This is a genomic window from Desulfobacter sp., from assembly GCA_028768545.1.
In the GTDB taxonomy this organism is placed as follows: domain Bacteria; phylum Desulfobacterota; class Desulfobacteria; order Desulfobacterales; family Desulfobacteraceae; genus Desulfobacter.
The window spans coordinates 4,504,427-4,526,407 of the sequence record CP054838.1; the positions used below are offsets into that span (position 1 = coordinate 4,504,427).

The window sequence follows — 21,981 nt, forward strand, 5'->3', positions numbered from 1 at the left end:
GAACGGGTTGGATCTGCTTTGTATAAACTCCCTGGTTAAAAAAACGCAGATTCATTTTCCAGACAAAATTTATAGTTAACCCGCATATTTCACGAATCGATTTTGCTTTCGCTAATCTGATCAATTATTATCCAACGTATCGCTTGGATCAGACTAAGTTTTCCTGCCTGAGCCATTGGTGGCAGTCCGAGACCATGTCAAAAATAGATGTGGTTTTAAATCCAAGCGCCTTTCTGGCCTTGGCATCGTTACAGACCAGCCTGCCCACAAGGCGTTTATACTTAGGATAGGTCAGCATGGGTTCCTTGCCGGTAAAAAATGATTTGGCTCCGGACAGATACATGGCCATTTTCAATTTAGACCTGGAAATCTCTTTTAAGGGCAAATTCACCCCTGTGGTCTTTATAATTTCCAGCATCACCTCCTTAAAAGAGGCCTCAACACCGCCCAAAAGATAATTTTCCCCCTTGCCCCCATTTTCAACGGCCGAAATATGGGCATGGGCAATATCCCTTACATGGGAAAAGGTTCCCACACCCGGGGGATAACCGGGGAGCTTTTGACGGCAGGTGTTTTGAATAAGCTGTGACCAATTGCCCGGGTCAAATGGGCCGATGATATTGCAGGAGTTCAGGATCACGGCAAACAAACCGGATTCAACCGCCTTTTTCACTTCAAGCTCGGCAAGAAATTTGGTTTTGTTATAATTCATCCCGCATTCAAGGGCATTGGACACGGTCTGCTCGCTGAGCACCTCACCATGGTAGCCAAAGGCAGAACTTGAAGAGGTATGAATAAAACGAACCGCTTTTTTTGCAATTGCCGCCCGGCACATATTGGCCGTGCCCTCCACATTTATCCTGTGCTGACGGGCATCATGTTTAGACCACATGCTCGTGTCTCCGGCCAGATGAAACACCGCATCCAGATGGGAAGGCATGGCATCCTCAAGGCCGGCAAAATCCAAAATATTACCGGAAACCGCCTTTAGGTTAAACCGGGAAAGGTATTTCAAATCCTCCCCGGGCAGGTGAAGTGCCGTAATTAGCCAGTTCTCCTTGCGGAGACACTCAATTAAATTCAGGCCTAAAAATCCTGTGGCACCGGTTACAAATGCTGTTTTCATTATCCCCCCTTTTGGACAGATTCAAATGGTGTTGTTTTTACTTAGACCTAAAGCAAAAAAAGGGGGGTGTAATTAACCTATGTTAATCTGGTGTTTTTTTATCTCGCCGCGAATGCGGCTTAAGGTGACAGGGGAAATTCCCAAGTATGAGGCAATATAAAAATTGGGGATCCGTTTTTCAATCTCGGGATATTGTTTTTTGAATCCCAGATAACGCGTTCTTGCATCTTCGGTTAAAAAAGATCTTTCCCGATTCTCTTTTTCAATAAACAGCCTGATCATATATTCCTTGGCCACTTTTTCCCAACAGGCATGCCCGGCAAAAAGACGGATATAATCTTCGAATAAAAGATAAATCAGCTGGCCTTGCTCAAGGGCCTGGATGGAATACCAGGTTTCCTTATTTTCAATAAAAGGGGTGTATGCGGCAAGAAACTGCCCCCTTGTCCTAAAGGACAAGGTCTTTTCATCCCCGCCTTCACTGATGCAGAACACCCGAAAGATACCCGAAATAATAAAGGCAAACCGGTCAGGCCTGGCCCCCTGAATAATAAAATACTCGTTCTCATCCATTTGAAGAGGTTTGAGGCAGGCACCCATTTTCTCCCATTCAGGCTGAGGAATTTTAGAGTAGGTTTCCAATGTACTTAAAAAAAAAGCCGTCGCCTCTTTGTTCAAAGGGTCTCCTGATCAAAAATTGATTTAATATTTTTTTCTTATCTGGGTATAGTACATTTCAGGATCTTAGAAAAGCCTCTGTTTTTTTTATGATCTATGAGGAGGACCCCATAAACATATGTTAATGACACCCCCATGATATATGGTAAAAATAATCAGTAGTGTCCGGTTAGGTTGTTGCATATAAAAAGCATCTAAAATCATTGAAAAAACAGTCGGTTTTGTGTTGACAAATGTGCGTAAAAATTTTTGTGCGCCTTGAAAACTTAACTCAAGGAGCTCAAATGACGCACATCTCAGTCCCTAAAAAACAACTACGGTCCCTGAACTTTGACAATTTCAGGTGCCCTCTGATAAAGTCACTTTCAAAAGCACCGGAATTACAATCTCGAGGAGACCGCCCTTTAAAAATGACATTCGAAGACCAGATAAATGCTTTGGTTTATTTCCATCTTCAGGAGCACAAGTCTGCCCGACATTTAATTCAGGATCTCAAGGAGAATGTTTTTGCTAAAGAAAATATTGCGCCAGACGGTGGTATCAGCCGTAGTAGTTTCTGTGAAGCCATCAATCACAGGGGACTCGAACAACTGCAATTTATCTTTGAGGATCTTTATAAACAGGCTCTTGAGTGTCATCCGGGTGAACACGCCGAGTTAGGAGAGTTGGTTTCCATTGACGGTAGTCTCATAAATGCAGTCCTTTCAATGCACTGGGCGAACTACAGAAAAGGAAGTAAAAAAGCCAAAGTACATTGCGGATTTGACATTAATCACGGAATCCCAAACAAAATCTTTTTGACTGAAGGCAACGGCGCTGAACGCACTTTTGTTCCCAAAATACTTTCCAAGGGGCAAACAGGTGTTATGGATCGTGGATATCAATCCCATAAAGAATTTGACCTGCTTCAGGAGCAAGGCAAACATTTTGTCTGCCGTATAAAAACCAGGACAACAAGAACAATTATTGATAACCACGAGACCCCTTCCGACAGCTACATTTTTTATGATGCACTGGTTAAACTTGGTACTCCGAATCAAAACCAGACGAAAAGGCCTGTTCGGGTTGTTGGCTATAAAATTGCTGGCGTCAAATACTATGTGGCAACTGACAGGCATGATTTAACAGCGGAACAAATAGCAACAATTTATAAACTCCGGTGGACCATTGAGGATTTTTTCAAATGGTGGAAAGAACATCTGAAGGTATATCATCTCATTGCCCGCAGTGAATACGGCCTTATGGTTCAGATTCTTGGCGGCCTTATCACTTACCTGTTACTGGCAATCCATTGCCAAAAACAGTTTAATGAAAAGGTCACGATCAAAAGAGTTCGGCAGCTGCGAACCGCCATTCTAAATGACCTGTTTGGCTGCGAGGAGCAGGGCTCTCATAGTTCAAACAGGGACAATATTGTCAAAGATCAAAAAATTATTGAGCAAGCAAAAACCTAACCGGACATCACTGAAAAATAATACATTATTTTAACCTTGTAACTCAGCAAAGGAGTGCTATGAAATCTGCTCGGATCATCTTTTTTATCCTGGTTATCATCCTCTTGTCCGCCGGCATTCTCGTCAACCAATGGGCCGCCACTCCCCATGAACGACTGGATTTAAAACTGGGGCTCCTGCTCAAATATATTCATTTTAAGCAGGTGGATCTGTTTGAAGAGGGACGGTCGCCAGAACAGATCCGGGCCTATTCAGCCAGATCATCTAAAATACTCAAGGCCGAACCTGTTAAAATCCGAACAGTCAAACCCATGACCATTCCGGGACACCCGGGCCCCATTTCCATTCGGCTCTACCATGACCGGAAAACACCGGCACAGCCCATTGTCATCTATTGTCATGGCGGGGGATGGGTCATGGGAGACCTGGATTCCCATGACAATATTTGCAGAAAAATTGCCAAAAAAGCCAATGCCATCGTCATTGCTGTGGATTATCGACTGGCGCCCGAGCACCCGTTCCCGGGCGCAGTTGAAGATGTATATTCCGCCTTGGAATGGACTTGGGACAACGGGATTGATCTGGGCGGGGATCCAAGCAAAATCTTTCTTGCAGGCGACAGTGCCGGCGGCAACCTGGCAGCTGTAGCCGCCATTGAGGCAAGAAATCTCAAAGGCCCTGATATTGCCGGACAAATATTGATTTACCCGGCAACAGATCTGTCAATTTTAGATACAGACTCCTACCAGAATTTTGCACAAGGCTATTACCTGACCCACAGGTATATGGAAAAATTCAGGGCGTATTATCTTCCAAATCCCCTGGACCGGATCAATTTCAAAGCCTCCCCGCTTTTAGAACCCTCGTTAAAAAACCTAGCCCCGGCCATGGTGATAACAGCCGAATTTGACGTATTAAGGGATGAGGGAAAAGCCTATGCCGACCGTCTTCAAAAAGCGGGAATCCATGTAAAGCATATCCAGGTCAAAAGAGGGCGTTCAAAATTCTGTGTCAGTTGAATGAAAGCTGATATACTCAGCTAAATAAGGAGAACTGACATGACCGAAGAAAACACCGAATTTGATTTTCAAAAAGCCCTTAAAGGCATCCAGGAAGGTAAACCCTTCACAGGTAAGGGCGGCGTCCTTACATCATTAATCAAAAATCTTGCTGAAGCTGCTCTTGAAGGAGAGTTGGAGTCCCATCTCGGGCAGGAAGTTTCTGCCAACCGCCGTAATGGAAAAAGCAAAAAGACCATTAAATCCCTGGATGGTAAATTTGAGCTAAAAACCCCGCGTGACAGGGCCGGAACCTTCTCTCCACAGATCGTCAAAAAACATCAGACAACGCTCAGCGATGAAATTGAAAGAAAGATAATAGCCCTTTACGGCCTGGGCATGAGTTATAATGATATGGCTTCCCATTTACAGGAAATCTATGGACTTGAGATTTCAAATGCCACTCTGAGCACCATTACCGATAAAATCATCCATACCGTCAAAGAATGGCAGGCCAGGCCGTTGGAAAATGTGTACCCAATCGTATGGCTTGATGCCATACATTATAAAGTACGAGAAAACGGAAAGGTCGGCAGCAAAGCCGTTTACACAATTCTTGGGGTGAATATCGAGGGCCGCAAAGAGGTTCTTGGGCTGTACATATCCGAGAATGAGGGTGCGAACTTCTGGCTGCAGGTGTTAACAGACCTTTCAAACCGAGGGGTAAAAGATATCCTGATTGCCTGTGTTGATGGTCTAAAAGGTTTTCCCGAGGCCATTGAGACCATATTCCCGGACACAGAAGTTCAACTCTGCGTAGTCCACCAGATCCGAAATTCATTGAAATACGTTGGTTCCAAAAATAAAAAGGAATTTATGGCAGATCTAAAACGTGTTTATAAAGCGGTCAATAAGGATCTGGCCGAAGAAGAACTGGATATCTTGGAAAATAAATGGAATGACAAATACCCGATTGTGATAAAATCCTGGCGGAACAACTGGGAACGCCTCAGTCATTTCTTTAAATATCCAGAAGAGATTCGACGGATAATATACACCACAAATACCATTGAGGCTGTGCATCGACAGTTTCGAAAACTGACCAAAACAAAGGGATCATTCCCGAACCAGGACAGCCTGTTAAAGCTGCTTTACATGGGGATCCAGAACGCCAGTAAAAAATGGACAATGCCGATTCAAAATTGGTCACTGACAATTTCCCAGTTGGCAATTTTCTTTGAAGGCCGGCTGGATAAAGAGCTGGGAATTTGATAGGGATTTATTTACAGATGGAAAAGATGGTTCCAGGAACTCCACTCCAGCAAAAGTCAACTCCTCCGACGTGGCTGATTGAAGGCCCATTCTCGGACCTGACTTTTACTTCCGCTGGCGCTGAGGCAGATCCGGGAACCGAAACCGTGACACAGAATTCTGAACATTCCCGGTCAAAGGGATGATCCACGGATTTTTAAACATGGACGGCATTCTGCCCCAGGCTGATGAGACCATCCAGGATATCGCTGATTTTATCATTCACGCCTCAAAAGATTAATTTTTTAAATGTCTTCAAGTTAAGGATTCAATTTTTTAACACTTTAATATAAGATTGGGCATTTTCAGGGCCACCCTGTTCAAAAGGAATTGGCCCGGAAGATCATTGGCCCAAACAAGATAACATTAAGGCGCATCATTCACCCATGACAGATAAACAATCAAGCCCTCATCATTTTTCAGCCCAGGTCTACTACGAGGACACAGATCACTCGGGCGTGGTCTACCATGCCAACTATTTAAAATTTTTTGAGCGGGCCAGGGAAGATATTATCGGTGTCACGGCCCTGTCCCGGATGTGGCATGAACAAAAAATCGGGTTTGCCGTGTACAAAACCAGTCTCAACTACCATGACGGGGCTGTTTTCGGAGACCTTCTGGATATACGGACGTCCTGGGAAAAAGAGGGGCTTTACAGGGTGGTTTTTTCCCATGAAGCCTGGCGGCCGGGCAAGGACAAGCCAGCAGTCACCTGCCGTCTCGAACTGGTCTGCCTGGGGCCCGGCAAAAAACTGATTCCCATTCCGGAACTAACATTTTTAATCTCTTCATAACCCAAAAAGCTCTGAATTTTACATCTTTTTTACAGGTTTTTTACCCATGGTTGACATATGAACTCTTTAAATTGGGTATGGTTTTATCGGAATAAAAAAAAAGCGCAGGCATTGCCCTTTTTTCCAAACCCCATGAACCCAAGACAAAGGAGAAAAACCATGACCCCAGACACCGCCCCCCTTAAGGCAAAAATATTTTCCACGGCAGTGATAACCTTTTTCCTGGTCACGATGATGCCGGGGATGATCCCCACAGCAGTTGCAGCCAAAGATACCGTGGTCTGCAGAATGGAAACTGACAGGTCAATTCTGCCGGCAGGAGATCCCCAGAATGTGGTGATCAAAGTGACCTTAGATGCCCCCCAGGCACCGGGTCAATATTGCCCTGGTCCTGGACCAGTCCGGTTCCATGGGCGGGACCAAACTCCAGATGGCCAAACAGGCCGCCATTGAAGCATTATCCCGGCTGGGAAGGGATGATGTCTTTTCCCTGGTCACTTATGACACCCAGGTCCAGACCCTTGTGCCGGCCCAAAAAGTCAAAGATGTCACCCCCATTATTCAGACCATCAAAAACATAGAGGCCGGGGGAAACACCGCCCTTTTCGGAGGGGTGAGCCAGGCCGCGGCTGAAATCAGAAAATTTATTGAAAACGAATATGTCCATAGGGTGGTTCTTTTAAGCGACGGCCTTGCCAATGTCGGCCCCAGGCTGCCCAAGGACCTTGGGCGCTTGGGTGCCGGCCTGTTCAAGGAAGATATTTCCGTGACCACCGTTGGGGTGGGAACCGATTATAATGAAGACCTCATGGCCCAGCTGGCACAGAAAAGCGACGGCAATACCTATTTTGCAGAAACCGGCCCTGACCTGCCCCAGATTTTTGCCGCAGAACTGGGCAATGTGCTCAACGTGGTGGCAAAACAGGTGACCATTACCATTACCCTGCCCCAGGGCATTGAACCTGTAGACATTATCGGCAGACAAGGACGAATTAAGGGCAACACGATTGAATTGTCCATGAACCAGCTTTACGGGAGCCAGGAAAAATTTGCCCTGGTTGAGGTCCGCCTGCCCGAATCCCGCAACGGCAGCTCACTGAAAATTGCAAAGGCTGATGTGGTCTACCACGACCCTTTTGCCATGAAAAAAAGAAACGCCAGGGCAGTGGTCCGGGCACATTTTTCCAATGATCCGGATAAAATCGAAGCCTCCACCAATGTAAAGGTGGTCCGGGACTTACAGCTCAACCTCAATGCCCTGTCCCAGGAAAAAGCCATTGAACTCTCGGATCAGGGAAAACCTGCCCAGGCAGTCCGCGAACTGAGAAAATCCGCGGCCAAACTCAAGACCTACGGGGGGAAATACAAGGATAAAGAATTGATCAAAGAGGCCAAGGAAGCTGAAGTTCAGGCCGATATACTTGAGGCGCAGGGCATGAGCAAAAAAAGCCGTAAACTGCTCAGAACCAAGTCGTATCAGATGAAAAACCAGCAGATTCAAAAATAGGAGACCATGAAAAACAGGCGTTCCATCATTATATTCTGGGTTCTTTTGCTTGTCCCGGCCCTGATCCTTTCAACGGCGGCATTCAGCCTGCTCTCCCATGAACAGGAGCGGATCCAAAAAAATGCCGTCCTTGCCCTGACAGATCAGGCCCGGGTCATTGCCCAGGCCCTGGATCTTGCCATGGAAACCGTCCAGAACAACCTGACAAGATCTCTTTTGGCCATGGAAAATTCAGACCTTGAAACAGGTCTTCTGGCCTGGGAAAAGGAAAACCCCCTGGTCAGGAACGTCTTTATTTTCAACCTTGAATCAGACCTAGAATACCCCGGCAAAGCCCTGGCTGCCACAGGGGAGGAAAGAGAGTTTAAAAACCGGTTTGCCCCGTTGCTCTCAGGACGCCTCTCCTTTGATTTCAACCGTTTATCCGAGGAGGATAAAAAATCAGGACCCACAGACAGCTCATCCTCACGTCAAAGGCTGTATGCCCTGTCCCGGGAAAAGGTCAAACCACCAGCCGAAAGCGGGTCGGCCCCCAAGGGATCTTCTTGGGATTCAAGGTCCGGCTGGATTCCCTGGTTCAGTGAAAACAGACTCTATTTGCTGGGCTGGGCCCAAAAGGACAAAACCGGCCCCATCTATGGAATAGAACTGGAACTCATGACCTTCCTGTCCAGGCTGGTAACCGATTTTCCCGAAAACCGCCAGCCGGGCACGGCATTGGTGCTCATGGACGGCAACAGCGCCCATATCCACCATTCAGGTCCGGGTCAGGCAGACCACCCCCCTGTGGCCAGGGTTATGATTTCCCCGCGGCTCCCCCACTGGGCCATTGGGGTATTTACAGATAAAAAAGTCTTGGGTACAGGCCAGTCCTTTTTAATCCTATCCCTGATTCTTGTGGGCATCCTGGTCCTGGCCATTGTGTTCGGGGGCATTCTTATCACCCGGCTCACCCTTGAAAAAATCAAAGATGCCCGACAAAAAACCTCTTTTGTGGCATCGGTCTCCCATGAACTTAAAACCCCGTTGACCAGTATCCGCATGTACGGAGAACTGCTGCTTTCCAAACGGATAATCGATCCTGACAAACAGAACCGGTATCTTGAAGTCATTGTAGGGGAAAGCGGGCGTCTCACAAGACTGATCAATAATGTACTGGATTTTGGAAAACTTGAGCAGGGCCAAAAAAAATACCAGACCTGTGAATTTGACATGGCTGTTTTTCTTGAAGAACTGCTCCAGACCCATAGCCTCAGGATACAAACAACCGGGCTGGCGCTTGTCCGAGAGTTTATTCCGGGAGAATGTCGGGTGAATACCGACAGGGACGCCATGGAGCAGGTGGTGCTCAACTTATTGGACAATGCCCTCAAATACGGGGGGGATGGACAATTTATAAAAGTTATCCTGGCCCGGGAAAATCAGGATATCCTGGTTAAAATCCAGGACGATGGCCCAGGCATTCAACCGGGGTTTCAGGATCAAATTTTTGAAAAATTTTTCAGGATAGATAATTCTCTTACCGCATCCCATCCAGGTTCCGGGCTGGGATTAAGCATTGCCAGGCAGATGGTTTACGATCTTGGGGGCGACCTTTTTCTTGACCCCGGGACAAGACAGGGAAGTTGCTTTACACTAAGGATGCCTTTACATGAAACAGATTAAAATACTTGTGGCAGAAGACGATCTTCATATCAGAACAGGCCTTGTGGATACCCTTGAAAGTGAAAATTATGCGGTGATCCAGGCAGAAAACGGTGCAAAGGCCCTGGACCTGTTTGAGCAGGAAAATGTCGACCTGCTGCTTTTGGACCTTATGATGCCCGAAAAAAATGGGTATGACGTCTGCCAGACGATCAGGAGCAAGGATGCAGATGTTCCCATTATCATGCTCACGGCCAAGGGCGAGGAAATCGACAAGGTGGTGGGACTCAAGCTGGGGGCAGATGATTATCTGACAAAACCCTTTGGGATTCATGAACTTTTGGCAAGGATAGAGGCGGTGCTCCGCCGGACAAAAATCAGGACCGGTCAGAGCGCTGACGGGCCCAAAGCCCCCTTTTCGTTTTCCAGATTCCGGGTGGATCCCAAAACATTAAAATTGACCGGCTCCCATGTTTCCCGGGATCTTTCAAAACGCGAGATTGCGCTTGTCCGGCTATTCGCCGATCACCCCGGGGAGGTATTGGACAGGGATTTTATTTTAAACCAAATCTGGGGAATCAGATATTCAGGCACGACCCGGACTTTGGACCAGCACATTGCCCTGCTCAGAAAAAAAACAGAAAAAGATCCGGCAAAGCCCTGCCTGATCAAGACCGTCCACGGCATTGGATACCGGTTTGAACCCTAAGCCTGTGTGTTGTCTGCTATTCCTGTGACAAAATAGACAGGCCCACAACCATCTGGCCGGGATCAGTTCCCGGACGCTGCTCTGAAATATGGCAGATCTTTGCCTTGAGCAGGTCTGGATCCGGACTCACATTTCCTTTAAACAACTTAAGGGAAATGACCTGCCCCACTTCAATACTGGCAAACAAAGTTGAATTTTTGGGGGCAAGAAAACCAAGGCCGAAACAAGACAGGTCTTTGAGGCCGAACAGATACGCAATGGAATCTTCCGAGGGCTTGAACTCAACACTGGCACCTTCGGCGGCCGCTTCCCTGACCTTATTGCGCAATTCGGAATTCCTGGTATTTTTATTTTTTGTCATCATTTGCTCTTTTCCCATGTTATAACAGGATCATTAACACATATTTTCTTCTTTTTCCAAACAAATCAACCCATTATTTAAATCTGCCTTTTCCCGGGCAAAATTTCCTTCATTTTTCGCCTATACCTTAAAAATCAGACCGTTATGGGGGGTGAAGCCCTTATTTTACGCGGTATATTCAATCCGAATAGAGAATTGAAAAATAATTCATTTTTTCTATACAAATCATTGACAGTCCCACATGCACTTTAATATACTCTGCGTCATTGCTCGCAGAGTCCGCGATAAATATACTTTGCCGCGGAATAATGTACCAAAGATGTAAGATTTTTTAACAGCATCAAGGAGGTGCCCGTGAAAGACGAACAAGTGTTGCCGGAAGAGCAACAGACAAAATCAGGAGTTTCCAGGAGGAGCTTTTTAAAAGCCGTTACTGGAACAGCCGCCGGAATCGGTATTTCCCAGGTTTTTAATCCTGCACTTATTCAGGCCCTGGAAACTGGCCTTAAACGCCATCCTGTTCTCTGGATTCAGGGACAGGGATGTACCGGCTGCTCAGTCAGCCTGCTGAACAATGTAGAACCGGCCATTGCCGATGTTCTGCTCAAAGTTATCAGCCTGCAGTACCACCCCACGGTTATGGCCGCTGAAGGCGCAACAGCCATGGAAAACCTGTTTGCCATTGCCAAGGAATACAAAGGCAGATTTTCCCTTGTTGTTGAAGGTGCCATTCCCACGGCAGCCGACGGCAAGTACTGCATTATAGGCGATTACCACCACAAAGAATATTCCATGGTCGACCTGGTTAAAGAACTGGCCCCCATGGCCGGCTCTGTTCTGGCGATTGGCACCTGTGCCACTTACGGCGGCATTCCGGCTGCTGAAGGAAACGTCACCGGCGCCACCGGCGTCATGGATTTCTTCAAAGCCGAAAGCATCAAGACACCGGTTGTCAATATACCCGGCTGTCCTTCCCATCCGGACTGGATCGTTCTTTCCATCCTCCACCTCCTGGAAAAAGGTATCCCGGAACTGGATGATGACGGACGTCCGACCCTGTTCTTTGGTGAAAATATCCACGACAACTGCCCCAGACTTGCCATGTACGACGAAGGTGAAATGTCAAAGACCCTTTCCGATCCCAATGGATGCCGTATGGATCTGGGCTGCAAAGGCCCTGACACCTATGCCGACTGTTACAAGAGAAAATGGAACGGCGGCCTGAACTGGTGCGTTGACAACGCGGTCTGCATTGGATGCGTTCAGCCGGGATTCCCGGATGAGTTCTCACCCTTCTATGAACCCGCTTAATTTCGCAAAATTACAAAACCCAAGGAGGTTTTATTATGGCAGGCTGTAAACCACAGGCTGAACCGGCCGGCAGCAATAAAAAAATTAAGATTCATATTGATCCGGTCACCCGGATCGAAGGACATCTTAAGGCAGAAGTTGAAGTAAAGGGCGGGGTTGTTGTTGATGCCCGTCTTACCGGCGGTATGTACCGCGGTTTTGAACAAATTCTCAACGGCAGGGACCCCAGGGATGCCACCCAGATTACCCAGAGAATCTGCGGTGTTTGCCCCACGGCCCATGCCACTGCATCCGCCCTTGCTTTGGATGATGCATTTGGTGTTGAGTTGACAGACAATGGACGGATTGCAAGGAACCTTATTTTAGGTGCCAACTTTATCCAGTCCCATATTCTCCATTTTTACCATCTGGCAGCCCTGGACTATGTCAATGGTCCGGATACGGCTCCTTTTATCCCCAGATATAAAAACAACGATGTCCGCCTTCCGGCCGACATCAACAAAGTCGGCGTGGATCAGTATCTTGAAGCCCTTGAAATGAGAAAGATCTGCCACGAAATGGTTGCCCTTCTCGGCGGTAAGATGCCCCATGTTCAGGGTATTGTTGTGGGCGGTTCCACTGAGATCCCCACCCGTGAAGCATTGAATAAATATGCAGAACGGTTTAAACGGGTAAAAGACTTTGTCATGGAAAAATATGTTCCCCTGATCTATCTTCTGGCCGGCCCCTACGGCGACCTGCTCAAGACAGGTGTGGGACATAAAAATCTGGTTTCCTGGGGCGTTTTCCCCACGGACAACAAGGGCAATACCCTGTTGAAACCGGGTGTTTACACTGACGGCAAAGATTATGATGTCGATCCTGCCATGATCAAAGAATTTGTAAAATACTCCTGGTTTGAAGATTCCACAACAGGTCTGAACCCCACCAAGGGTCAAACCAGACCTGATCCTTACAAAGATGGTGCCTATTCTTTCATCAAAGCACCCAGATATAACGGTAAACCCCATGAGGCAGGTCCATTGGCAAGAATGTGGGCCACCAACCCGGATCTGTCCAAAGCCGGTCAGACCGCCCTGGGCGTTCAGAAATTCCGTGATATCGGCGCTGCTGGTTTCTCCATCCTGGGCCGCCACGTGGCACGGGCTGAAGAGACTGCCCTGGTCTGCATGGCTGTTGAAGAATGGCTGTCCCAGGCCCAGCCCGGCAAAGAGACCTTTGTTCCGGCTGAAATTCCCAAGAATGCAGAAGGTCTTGGTATGACAGAAGCCCCCCGTGGCGCTCTGCTCCACTATGTGGACATCAAAGACTCTGTGATCTCCAACTATCAGATCACATCTGCCACCATCTGGAACGCCAACCCCAGGGATGATATGGGTGTAAGAGGACCCATTGAAGAATCCCTCATCGGCGTACCGGTTCCGGATATTGAAAACCCAGTCAATGTCGGGCGCCTCATCCGCGCCTACGACCCCTGACTGGGCTGTGCCGTCCACGTGCTGGACGCAGATACCGGTAAAGAAGTTAAAGTGGAACTTCCCCTTTAATTAGCGATACCGTTTAGGTTATATCGATGGAGAGGCGGCCTTTGGTTGCCTCCTCATTGTTTTTTGGTGACAACCAAAATCAATACAACACCAGGAAGAGCAAATGAAAAAACTATTGGTACTTGGCGTGGGCAACACCCTCCTCATGGACGAGGGAATCGGGGTCCATGCCATCAACGAATTTTGGAAGGAAAAGGACGATTGGGACGAAACCCTCGTGGATTTCGTGGACGGCGGCACCTTTACCCAGGATATTTTTTATCTGTTTGAAAAGTATGAAAAAATTCTTGTTCTGGATATTGTCAGGGCCAACCATGAACCCGGCACCATTTACAGCCTGGAAGAAGACCAGCTGAGAAAAGATGAAAAGCAGATGCTCTCCCTCCATGATATAGATCTTTTAGACTCTCTGAGCATGGCGGAAATCAGAGGACACCGGCCCTATTTAAGGGTGGTGGGCATTGAGCCTGAAGAAATCAACTGGGGCACTGAAGTCACCCCGCCCCTGGCCAAGGCTTTTCCAGGATATCTGAACGTGGTCCGCAAGCATATCCGAGAATTGCTCGAATAAAAAAACCGGCTGTTTTTCAAAAAAACAGCCGGCAGTATTTTTTCCGTGAGCATGGCTTAGGATCAGCAGATTCTGGGCAATTGCTCCCCTGTCAGCATATCCACGATCCTTGTTCCCCCTATCAAGGTTTCCAGAACAACCCTGCCGGGATCCTGATCGGTTACCTCTCCTACAATGACCGCGTCCTGGCCGAACTCACTGGCCCGGATCACCTCAAGCACCCTGTCGGCGTCAGCTTGGGGCACAAAGGCAATGAGCTTACCTTCATTGGCAATATACAAAGGATCAAACCCGAGCAATTCGCAGATGCCCTGAACCGCCCCTTTTACGGACAGCTTGTCTTCATACAGCCGGATGCCCACATTGGACTGGGCGGCAATTTCATTCAAAGTGGTGCCAAGTCCTCCCCGGGTGGGGTCCCTTAACACGTGAACCTTGCATCCTGAATTCAAAATATCTTTGACCATATGGTTTAAGGGGGCTGAATCGGTTTTGATATCAGAATCAAATTTAAGGCCTTCCCGTTCGCTTAAAATGGTGATCCCGTGGTCGGCAATGGAGCCTGAAACAATGATTTTATCCCCGGCCTTGGCCTGATTTCCCGATACGTCCACCCCTTGGGGGATAACGCCCACCCCTGAGGTATTGATAAAAATTTTGTCTGCCTTGCCCCGGGGCACCACCTTGGTATCCCCGGTCACAATCTTGACCCCGGCCTTTTTAGCTGCCATGGCCATGGATTCAAGAATAATTTTCAAATCCCCCACGGCCAGGCCTTCCTCAATGATCAGGCCCACTGAAATATACAAGGGATGGGCGCCGCACATGGCCACGTCATTGACCGTGCCGTTCACGGCAAGATCCCCGATATTTCCCCCTGGAAAAAAAATAGGGTCCACCACATAGGAATCCGTTGAAAACGCCATTTTTCCCTGGACAACATCAAAGACCGCCCCGTCATCCTGCTTGGAAAGCTCAGGGTTGTCAAACAGGGGAAGGATTAAATCGGAGAACATGGCATGGGAGACCTTTCCCCCGGACCCATGGTCAAGCAGAACCTTATCATCATTTTTCATTATATTTATCCTTTAAGCTGTTCTTTCTAACTATACTTGTAATATGCGGCACAGGCCCCTTCGCTGGAGACCATGCAGGGCCCCACAGGACTCATGGGGGTACAGGCTTTCTTGTACAGCCGGCATTGGTCAGGCGTCTTCAGACCCATGAGAATTTCACCGCAGGCACATCCTTTGGGCTCGGGCACATCAGGCATATTCATATCAAACTTCTTTGCCCCGTCAAAGGCCTGAAATTCTTTTTTCAGGACCATCCCCGAATTGGGGATTTCACCGATTCCCCGCCAAACGGCATCAGCAATTTCAAATACCTGATTCATGATGGTTTTGGCCTTAACATTGCCGGAGTCTGACACGGCCCGGGGGTAGGCATTGACCAGGGCCGGGCAATTTGTTTCATTCTGCTCGACCAAAAGAAGAACCGACTGTAAGATATCAACGGGTTCAAATCCGGTGATCACCGAAGGAATATCATAGGTTTCAAAGGTTTGCCGATAGGCTTGGGTCCCTGTGATCACAGAGACATGACCGGGCAGGATAAACCCGTCTATTTTTACCCCGTCCGCCTCCATTAAGGCTGCGAGGGCCGGCGGGGTAAGCTTGTTGGCCGAATAAATGCTGAAATTTTCCACGCCTTGGGCCTTGGCCGTCAGAATGGCCGCGGCAATGGTCGGGATAGTGGTCTCAAACCCCACAGCACAGAATACCACTTCTTTTTTTGGATTTTCCTTGGCAATATTCAGGGCGTCAAAAATGGAGTAAACCATCCTGACATCCGCGCCATCGGCCTTTTCCCTGGACAGGGTAGAGTTGGATCCGGGCACCTTCATCAAATCCCCGAAGGTGGTCACGATCACCTCTTTTCTCTGGGCAAAGGCCACATAGGCGTCAATATCTTTCTGGGCCGTCACGCACACAGGACACCCCGGTCCTGACAACAGGGTAATCCCCCGGGGCAGGACAGAGCGGATACCATGGCGGAAAATGGACATGGTATGGGTGCCGCAGACCTCCATGAGGCGCAAGTCCTTTTTGCTGATTCTGCAGATTTTTTTAACCAATTGTCTTGCCAGTTCCCCATCCCGGAACTCTTCAACATATTTTAAACTCATGAAATTATCCTTGTCCCTGATTTTTTAATTGTTTCTTGATCCGCCCCTGCAGCCATCTGAGCAGCTGCGGCCATGACCTGCCCCAGAGCAATGCCCCCGTCCCCGCAGGGGACAAGAGACTGGGTGAATACGGACAGCCCTTTGGCCTCCAGCCGTTCAATGGTAAGAGATAACAACCGGTCATTGTTGAACACCCCGCCGGACAATACCACCCTGTCAATCCCTGATTCCCGGGCAATTTTCTCTGCCTCGTCCGTAAACATGAAAACCAGGGTATGATGAAACTTTGCACTGATCAGCTCTGTTGTCACCCCGTTTTGAATATCTTGTATTATTTCTTCCACACCCAGTCCAAAATCCATCACCCTGCACCCGTCCTCCTGGGTATGAATTTTAAAAGAATAGAGCCCCACAGGATCTTGATTCCGGAGGGCCCAAAATTCCAATGCCATGGCCGCCTGGCTTTCATAGGAAATGGTGTGAGAGATGCACAAAAGCGAGGATACCGCATCAAAAAGCCGTCCCGCACTGGAGGTCAAAGGACAATTCACCCCTTTGTCAATCATCTGAAGAATAAACCCCAGTTGTTTATCCGCCATGGCCTTAACATAGGGAATATCCAGATCAAAGGCCGCTCTTCCAAGGCTTTTATACAAAAGAGATGCTGCCATGCGCCAGGGCTCAAAAACCGCAGCATCCCCCCCGGGCATGGGCAGGTAGTCCAGGTGGGCACAACGCTTGAAATCCCTATAGGTACAGGTTAAAATCTCACCGCCCCAGATATGGCCGTCCGTGCCAAAGCCGGTCCCGTCCAAAGTAATTGCCACCACCTTTCCTTCCAGCCTGTTTTCAGCCATGCAGGAAAGGGCATGGGCATGGTGATGCTGAACCGGAATCAGGGGAAAGCCCTTTTCTCCCAGGGATTTGGCAAACCCTGTGCTGTAATATCCCGAATGAAGGTCATGGGCCACCGCCTCAGGCTCAATGTTTAAAATTTTTTCCATATGATCAATGGTTTGCGTAAAAAAATCATGGACCTTGGGATTTTCCAGATCGCCGATGTGCTGGCTTAAAAACCCGTAGCAGTCCCTGGTCAGGCAGACCGCACTTTTAAGCCCGCCCCCGCAGCCCAGGATCTTGGGCAGGCGCTTGCCTGAAACCGGGGTCAAATCCAGAGGCAGGGGGGCATATCCCCTTGACCGCCGGATAAACCGAGGTTTGCCTTTTTGCACCCGGGCAATGGAATCATCCGCCCTAAAATAGATATCCCGGTTGTGGAATAAAAAATAATCGGCAATATGGGAAAAAGCGTCCAGGGCATCCTCATTGTCTATGGACAAGGGTTCTCCCGACCGGTTCCCCGATGTCATCACAAGAATATCCGGCCCTTTGTCCAGCAGCAGATAATGCAAGGGGGTATAGGGAAGCATAACGCCCAGACAGGAATTACCAGGGGCAAGGGATGAGGCCAATCCGGATCCTTGGGCATCCTCTGTTTTTTCCAGATTTTTTTTATTCAAAAGCACAATGGGACGATGAAAAGAACTCATCAAGGCCTTTTGATAATCATCAAGGTCCACATGATCAAACAGAGAAGATTCAGATGCCGCCATCAGGGCAAAGGGTTTATCCGGCCTGTTTTTTCTTTTGCGCAGCCTTGCCACGGCAGCCTCATCAGAGGCATCTGCGGCCAGGTGAAACCCCCCAAGCCCTTTGACGGCAAGGATTTTACCCTGACCCAGCAACTTAGCTGCAAGATCCAGGGCATGACCGGGATCGTTATCCTGACGCCGGCCCGTATGATCCGTTAAAAACACCTGGGGCCCGCAGACCGGACAGGCATTGGGCTGGGCATGAAACCGCCGGTCCAGGGGGTTGTCATACTCTGCCTGACAGCGAGGACACATGACAAAAGCGTTCATGGAGGTTTTGGGGCGGTCATAGGGGATATCATTTATAATGGTATACCGAGGTCCGCAATTGGTGCAGTTGATAAACGGATATTCAAACCGCCGGTCACTCGGATTGAGCATCTCAGCCAGGCAGTCAGGACAGATGCTGACATCCGGAGAGATAAGGGTGGAACGATGGGTGGACGCCCGGCTCTTGATAATTTTGAATTCTGAATATCCCCGGACCTCTTGGTCCGTTGACACCAGGTCCGAGATCCGGCTCAACAGGGGGGCTTTCAGACGAATATCCCGGATGCAGGTTTCAAGAGCAGCGATAGGGCCCTCAATGAAAAGGTCCACGCCCTTGGCTGTATTGGACACCCTTCCGCAAAGGTGATGGGTTTTGGCAAGCCCGAATAAAAAAGGCCGAAACCCGACGCCCTGAACAACGCCGCTGATTTCAACCTGTTTTGCTGAAATGGGGGGGCTGGTCATGGCCGATCAGAACTGGTCTGAACCTAATTCCAAAATTTTACGCATATCTTCTATGGTCTGGAGGGCAGCTTCCTCATCCACCTGGGAAATGGCAAACCCGGCATGGACAATGACATAATCCCCAATTGTTACATCTTCAAGCAGCATAATGCTGGCTTCCCGGACAACCCCGTCCACATCCACCTTTGCTACTGAATCGTTAATTTCAATAATTTTTGAAGGTACGGCTAAACACATATAATTTCATCCATAATTAAAAAAGCATTTTCAATGAGAACCAATATACCACAGGATACTGGCTGAGCAATCTTTATTTCACTTTACCCGTCCTGATCCTGAAAATTTATCCCAAAAAACAAAAGGCCCTGGACAGATATTCTATCCAGGGCCTTGATGCCGTTAAGCAATCTTCGCTTGGGTAAAACGGTTTGTGATTTAGATCACAGTAACGTTTTTAGCGGCAGGGCCTTTCTGGCCCTCTTCAACTTCAAATTCAACACGGTCCCCTTCGTTCAGGGATTTAAAACCTGATGCATTGATACCTGTGTGATGCACGAAAACATCTTTTCCGCCCTCTTGTTCAATAAAGCCAAACCCTTTTGAGTCGTTAAACCATTTTACGATACCGGTAGCCATAGTGGCAATCTCCTGTAATAAAAAAATAAAAAAAAGCGGTTTCTAACGCTTGGGAGTATTGCCGTCTATCTATCCGGGAATATACGCCAATTGGAAAAAAACCATTTCGCATCCGTCTATGGATAGCGTTCGCTCAATATAAACCACAGAATGAAAAAGTCAAGTGTTTCTGAAAATTAAAATTTAATGCAGATCTCAGCTCCGGATTTGAAAACAGGTTTCCACCTAAGTTTTCCACGGTCCGGCTCCCCTCCCCCTGAACTCAAGGATTGTGATCAGGAAATGTTTTTGGTATACCTTTAAAGATCATGGCATATATAAACAAACAGATTCTGACAGCAGTGGCGGCAAAAGAAAATGGAGAGATATTTGAACTGGAAGGATACGGGGCCGCAGGCATGTCCGGCAGCCAATTTCACATCCTGACCAAAACAAGCACCTGTGACATGCCCCAGGGAAGTGAACTCATGCTTCTGCCCGGGCGCTCTCCTGTGGTATTTAATCTGATCACCGATCAGTTTGAAGTCCTTGAAACAAATCCCTATAATCCAGATGAACGAATTTTCCCGGTGGGGGTGTTCAACTCCCCGGGATATGTAAACCGGCACTTTTGCGCCTATGATGACACCGGCATTAAAGATCCTCTGCCCCTGTTTTCATACGGGGCTGTTGGGTTTGGAAAAAACGACTTCAGGTCAGCCGCCCTTCTCGTGGACAACGAACCCAGACAGGATCTTCGGCTTATGCCCGTTTCAGGGGTAAAGGACGGGGTGAAGCGGTTCAGAAAAAAATATCCGGACAACAGACTCATACGCCACATAGAAAAATGCGCCCTGGAATATGGGTGCCCGGCCGGGAAAAATTTTTTTCTGGGACGGTATGAGGCCCCTTTGCCCACCTCGGTGGTGTGCAATGCAAGCTGCCTGGGATGCATCTCTCTTCAAACCCAGAACAACCTTTGCGCCTGCCAGGACCGGATTTCCTTTATTCCGAAACCCGAAGAGATTGCCGGCGTTGCCCTGGAGCATATTCAAAAGGTGGACAAGGCCGTGGTCAGTTTCGGCCAGGGGTGCGAAGGCGAACCTTTGACCTCGGCCAAATCCATTGAGCCTGCCATTGAAATGATCAGGGCCCAGACCGACAGGGGCACCATCAACCTCAACACCAATGCCAGCCTGCCGGATCAGGTAGACCGGCTGTGCAGGGTCGGCCTGGACAGTATGCGGGTCAGCATGAATTCAGTGCGCCCCGCCTGTTACACGGCTTATTTCAGGCCGAAATCCTATGAATTCGACCATGTGGTAAAAAGCATCAACACGGCCAAAGATCAGGGTAAATTTGTGGCCATCAACTATCTTAACTGTCCTGGATTCACAGATTCCCAATCGGAAAAAGAGGCCCTGTTCTCTTTTATCCAGGATCTGGGCATTGATATGATCCAGTGGCGGAACCTTAACTTTGACCCCAGACGCTATATCCGCATCATGGACAAGGTTGAAGACAACGGTCCGCCAACGGGCATGGCCCGGATGATAGGAGATCTGACCCAAGCCTTTCCCAACCTTATCCATGGATATTTTAATCCCCCAAAGGAAACCCATGGCAGATAAACCAGGCAGGATCCGTGTCATTGACCAAACCCTGAGAGAGGGAATGCAGTTTCACGGCCTTGTCTTTTCCCTGGAACAGCGGATAAAGATGCTGGAATTCCAGGAAATGCTCGGGGTGGATGTCTGCCAGGCAGGCTACCCTTCAGCCCTTGATCAAGAAGCCGCAATTGTTTCAGCCCTGGCAGACCACTCAAGAAAAAAAGGATTTAAAATCCGGATTGCCGCCCTGGGAAGGACCCTGGCATCGGATGCCGACATCTTAGTCAAAACCCGGGTGGATGATCCCCATTTTCATTTCCAGATCAAAAAGGATATGCCTGAGCCCGTTTTTTTAAAGGCCCTGGACCAAGTCCAGGCGCTCTTTGCCCATGTAAAAGAAAAGCTGCCCCTTTCCCAGATTTCCCTGGCCATGCTCGACATGGGCAAGACCGATCCTCAACAATTAGCCACCAGCGTTAAATGCCTGGACCTCTTCCCCCACTTGAGTATCCTCTCCCTGGCGGACACCTCGGGCATCATGGCGCCCAACCAGGTTTTTGACCGAATACGGGCATTGGCACCCAAGGCCGGCCACCTCAAACTTGGGGTCCACTGCCACAACGACATGGGCATGGCTTCGGCAAACAGCCTGACAGGAATTCTGGCAGGTGCACAAATTTTAGAAGCCTCTGTCTTAGGCATTGGCGAACGCAACGGGATTGCAGACCTGTATACCACGGCCAAACTTCTTGACGCCCAGGGAATAAGAACAGGACTTGACCTTGATAACCCAAAAGGATTTACAGCCTATTACACCTATGTCAACCAGATTGTTGGAGAACAGACCGGGCTCAACCTCATGGATTATCCCTGCCCGGTATTTGGGGCGGCTGTCAAAACCCATGTGGCCGGCACCCATGCACAGGGAGATTTTGGAACACGGGACTCAGAATATTTTTTCCTCAACCCCCTCTGCGGCAAAGGGCTTATAAAACAATTTTTGGACAAAAATAAAATCCCCTATCCCGGGGACACGCTTGAATCAATTACCCTGGCAGTCAAGCAGGCCAGCATGGATAAGGGCCGGGCCCTTTTAAAAGAAGAAGTATATGATTTAGTGAGAAAAACCATTTGCAAAACCAATCCTGATCTGATTTAATTTGTGATTTG

General features: G+C 48.4%; 19 protein-coding genes and 1 pseudogene. 12 read left to right on the top strand and 8 right to left on the bottom strand.

Features of this window, described 5'->3' with window-relative positions; genetic code table 11:
• Positions 1-148: 148 nt before the first annotated feature.
• Together HUN05_21895 and HUN05_21900 are read right to left on the bottom strand one after the other, a co-directional pair.
• Positions 149-1,126: an NAD-dependent epimerase/dehydratase family protein gene (locus HUN05_21895; GenBank protein ID WDP87454.1), complete on the bottom strand. Its 978-nt coding sequence runs from the start codon at positions 1,124-1,126 to the stop codon at positions 149-151.
• 72 nt (positions 1,127-1,198) lie between these two features.
• Entirely contained in the window at positions 1,199-1,726 is a 528-nt protein-coding gene (locus tag HUN05_21900; GenBank protein ID WDP87455.1) for a Crp/Fnr family transcriptional regulator, read from the bottom strand.
• A gap of 362 nt (positions 1,727-2,088) precedes the next feature.
• Here HUN05_21900 and HUN05_21905 point away from each other — a divergent pair, with 362 nt between their 5' ends.
• From HUN05_21905 to HUN05_21935, 7 genes and pseudogenes are all read left to right on the top strand, one after another.
• Complete coding sequence (locus HUN05_21905) at positions 2,089-3,258, top strand: IS4 family transposase (protein WDP88185.1); 1,170 nt, start codon at positions 2,089-2,091, stop codon at positions 3,256-3,258.
• Positions 3,259-3,317: 59 nt separating this feature from the next.
• Positions 3,318-4,277, top strand: coding sequence for an alpha/beta hydrolase (locus tag HUN05_21910; protein WDP87456.1), 960 nt, complete (start codon positions 3,318-3,320; stop codon positions 4,275-4,277).
• A 39-nt stretch (positions 4,278-4,316) separates the two neighbouring features.
• Entirely contained in the window at positions 4,317-5,528 is a 1,212-nt protein-coding gene (locus HUN05_21915) for an IS256 family transposase (GenBank protein ID WDP87457.1), read from the top strand.
• Positions 5,529-5,953: 425 nt separating this feature from the next.
• The gene (locus HUN05_21920; protein ID WDP87458.1) at positions 5,954-6,361 is read left to right on the top strand and encodes a YbgC/FadM family acyl-CoA thioesterase; all 408 of its coding nucleotides are present in this window, start codon (positions 5,954-5,956) and stop codon (positions 6,359-6,361) included.
• Positions 6,362-6,520: 159 nt separating this feature from the next.
• A pseudogene (locus HUN05_21925) lies at positions 6,521-7,868 on the top strand (VWA domain-containing protein).
• 6 nt (positions 7,869-7,874) lie between these two features.
• The gene (locus tag HUN05_21930; protein WDP87459.1) at positions 7,875-9,533 is read left to right on the top strand and encodes a HAMP domain-containing histidine kinase; all 1,659 of its coding nucleotides are present in this window, start codon (positions 7,875-7,877) and stop codon (positions 9,531-9,533) included.
• Entirely contained in the window at positions 9,520-10,221 is a 702-nt protein-coding gene (locus HUN05_21935; GenBank protein WDP87460.1) for a response regulator transcription factor, read from the top strand. Before HUN05_21930 ends, HUN05_21935 begins: the two co-directional genes overlap by 14 nt.
• A 16-nt stretch (positions 10,222-10,237) precedes the next feature.
• On the opposite strand, the gene HUN05_21940 is transcribed toward HUN05_21935, so the two are convergent.
• Positions 10,238-10,585 (bottom strand): hypothetical protein, encoded by a 348-nt coding sequence (locus HUN05_21940; protein WDP87461.1) that lies wholly within the window; start codon positions 10,583-10,585, stop codon positions 10,238-10,240.
• Between the two features lie 351 nt (positions 10,586-10,936).
• Here HUN05_21940 and HUN05_21945 point away from each other — a divergent pair, with 351 nt between their 5' ends.
• From HUN05_21945 to HUN05_21955, 3 genes are all read left to right on the top strand, one after another.
• Positions 10,937-11,893 carry a hydrogenase small subunit gene (locus HUN05_21945; protein ID WDP87462.1) on the top strand — a complete coding sequence of 319 codons (957 nt, stop codon included), beginning with the start codon at positions 10,937-10,939 and terminating at the stop codon, positions 11,891-11,893.
• Positions 11,894-11,928: 35 nt separating this feature from the next.
• A complete protein-coding gene (locus HUN05_21950; protein ID WDP87463.1) occupies positions 11,929-13,371 on the top strand; it encodes a nickel-dependent hydrogenase large subunit in 1,443 nt (480 codons plus the stop codon).
• A 172-nt stretch (positions 13,372-13,543) separates the two neighbouring features.
• Positions 13,544-14,011, top strand: coding sequence for a HyaD/HybD family hydrogenase maturation endopeptidase (locus HUN05_21955; GenBank protein ID WDP87464.1), 468 nt, complete (start codon positions 13,544-13,546; stop codon positions 14,009-14,011).
• Between the two features lie 62 nt (positions 14,012-14,073).
• Here HUN05_21955 and hypE read toward each other — a convergent pair whose 3' ends face one another.
• The 5 genes from hypE to HUN05_21980 all read right to left on the bottom strand — a co-directional run bounded on the left by hypE (position 14,074) and on the right by HUN05_21980 (position 19,222).
• Positions 14,074-15,087, bottom strand: coding sequence for a hydrogenase expression/formation protein HypE (hypE, locus tag HUN05_21960; GenBank protein WDP87465.1), 1,014 nt, complete (start codon positions 15,085-15,087; stop codon positions 14,074-14,076).
• A gap of 26 nt (positions 15,088-15,113) precedes the next feature.
• Positions 15,114-16,199 carry a hydrogenase formation protein HypD gene (hypD, locus tag HUN05_21965; protein WDP87466.1) on the bottom strand — a complete coding sequence of 362 codons (1,086 nt, stop codon included), beginning with the start codon at positions 16,197-16,199 and terminating at the stop codon, positions 15,114-15,116.
• A complete protein-coding gene (gene hypF, locus HUN05_21970) occupies positions 16,196-18,586 on the bottom strand; it encodes a carbamoyltransferase HypF (protein WDP87467.1) in 2,391 nt (796 codons plus the stop codon). Before hypF ends, hypD begins: the two co-directional genes overlap by 4 nt.
• Positions 18,587-18,592: 6 nt before the next feature.
• The gene (locus tag HUN05_21975; GenBank protein ID WDP87468.1) at positions 18,593-18,823 is read right to left on the bottom strand and encodes a HypC/HybG/HupF family hydrogenase formation chaperone; all 231 of its coding nucleotides are present in this window, start codon (positions 18,821-18,823) and stop codon (positions 18,593-18,595) included.
• A 198-nt stretch (positions 18,824-19,021) separates the two neighbouring features.
• The gene (locus HUN05_21980) at positions 19,022-19,222 is read right to left on the bottom strand and encodes a cold-shock protein (GenBank protein ID WDP87469.1); all 201 of its coding nucleotides are present in this window, start codon (positions 19,220-19,222) and stop codon (positions 19,022-19,024) included.
• A 308-nt stretch (positions 19,223-19,530) separates the two neighbouring features.
• Between HUN05_21980 and HUN05_21985 the strand changes: the two genes are divergently transcribed.
• Together HUN05_21985 and HUN05_21990 are read left to right on the top strand one after the other, a co-directional pair.
• Positions 19,531-20,832: a radical SAM protein gene (locus HUN05_21985; GenBank protein ID WDP87470.1), complete on the top strand. Its 1,302-nt coding sequence runs from the start codon at positions 19,531-19,533 to the stop codon at positions 20,830-20,832.
• Complete coding sequence (locus tag HUN05_21990; protein ID WDP87471.1) at positions 20,822-21,970, top strand: hypothetical protein; 1,149 nt, start codon at positions 20,822-20,824, stop codon at positions 21,968-21,970. The genes HUN05_21985 and HUN05_21990 overlap by 11 nt, the downstream gene beginning before the upstream one ends.
• Positions 21,971-21,981: the final 11 nt, after the last annotated feature.

Excerpts from the sequence above, each read along its gene's own strand:
- HUN05_21895 (WDP87454.1), bottom strand. The coding sequence starts at position 1,126 with ATGAAAACAGCATTTGTAACCGGTGCCACAGGATTTTTAGGCCTGAAT.
- HUN05_21900 (WDP87455.1), bottom strand. The coding sequence starts at position 1,726 with ATGGGTGCCTGCCTCAAACCTCTTCAAATGGATGAGAACGAGTATTTT.
- HUN05_21905 (WDP88185.1), top strand. The coding sequence starts at position 2,089 with ATGACGCACATCTCAGTCCCTAAAAAACAACTACGGTCCCTGAACTTT.
- HUN05_21910 (WDP87456.1), top strand. The coding sequence starts at position 3,318 with ATGAAATCTGCTCGGATCATCTTTTTTATCCTGGTTATCATCCTCTTG.
- HUN05_21915 (WDP87457.1), top strand. The coding sequence starts at position 4,317 with ATGACCGAAGAAAACACCGAATTTGATTTTCAAAAAGCCCTTAAAGGC.
- HUN05_21920 (WDP87458.1), top strand. The coding sequence starts at position 5,954 with ATGACAGATAAACAATCAAGCCCTCATCATTTTTCAGCCCAGGTCTAC.
- HUN05_21930 (WDP87459.1), top strand. The coding sequence starts at position 7,875 with ATGAAAAACAGGCGTTCCATCATTATATTCTGGGTTCTTTTGCTTGTC.
- HUN05_21935 (WDP87460.1), top strand. The coding sequence starts at position 9,520 with ATGAAACAGATTAAAATACTTGTGGCAGAAGACGATCTTCATATCAGA.
- HUN05_21940 (WDP87461.1), bottom strand. The coding sequence starts at position 10,585 with ATGATGACAAAAAATAAAAATACCAGGAATTCCGAATTGCGCAATAAG.
- HUN05_21950 (WDP87463.1), top strand. The coding sequence starts at position 11,929 with ATGGCAGGCTGTAAACCACAGGCTGAACCGGCCGGCAGCAATAAAAAA.
- HUN05_21955 (WDP87464.1), top strand. The coding sequence starts at position 13,544 with ATGAAAAAACTATTGGTACTTGGCGTGGGCAACACCCTCCTCATGGAC.
- hypE (WDP87465.1), bottom strand. The coding sequence starts at position 15,087 with ATGAAAAATGATGATAAGGTTCTGCTTGACCATGGGTCCGGGGGAAAG.
- hypD (WDP87466.1), bottom strand. The coding sequence starts at position 16,199 with ATGAGTTTAAAATATGTTGAAGAGTTCCGGGATGGGGAACTGGCAAGA.
- hypF (WDP87467.1), bottom strand. The coding sequence starts at position 18,586 with ATGACCAGCCCCCCCATTTCAGCAAAACAGGTTGAAATCAGCGGCGTT.
- HUN05_21975 (WDP87468.1), bottom strand. The coding sequence starts at position 18,823 with ATGTGTTTAGCCGTACCTTCAAAAATTATTGAAATTAACGATTCAGTA.
- HUN05_21980 (WDP87469.1), bottom strand. The coding sequence starts at position 19,222 with ATGGCTACCGGTATCGTAAAATGGTTTAACGACTCAAAAGGGTTTGGC.
- HUN05_21985 (WDP87470.1), top strand. The coding sequence starts at position 19,531 with ATGGCATATATAAACAAACAGATTCTGACAGCAGTGGCGGCAAAAGAA.
- HUN05_21990 (WDP87471.1), top strand. The coding sequence starts at position 20,822 with ATGGCAGATAAACCAGGCAGGATCCGTGTCATTGACCAAACCCTGAGA.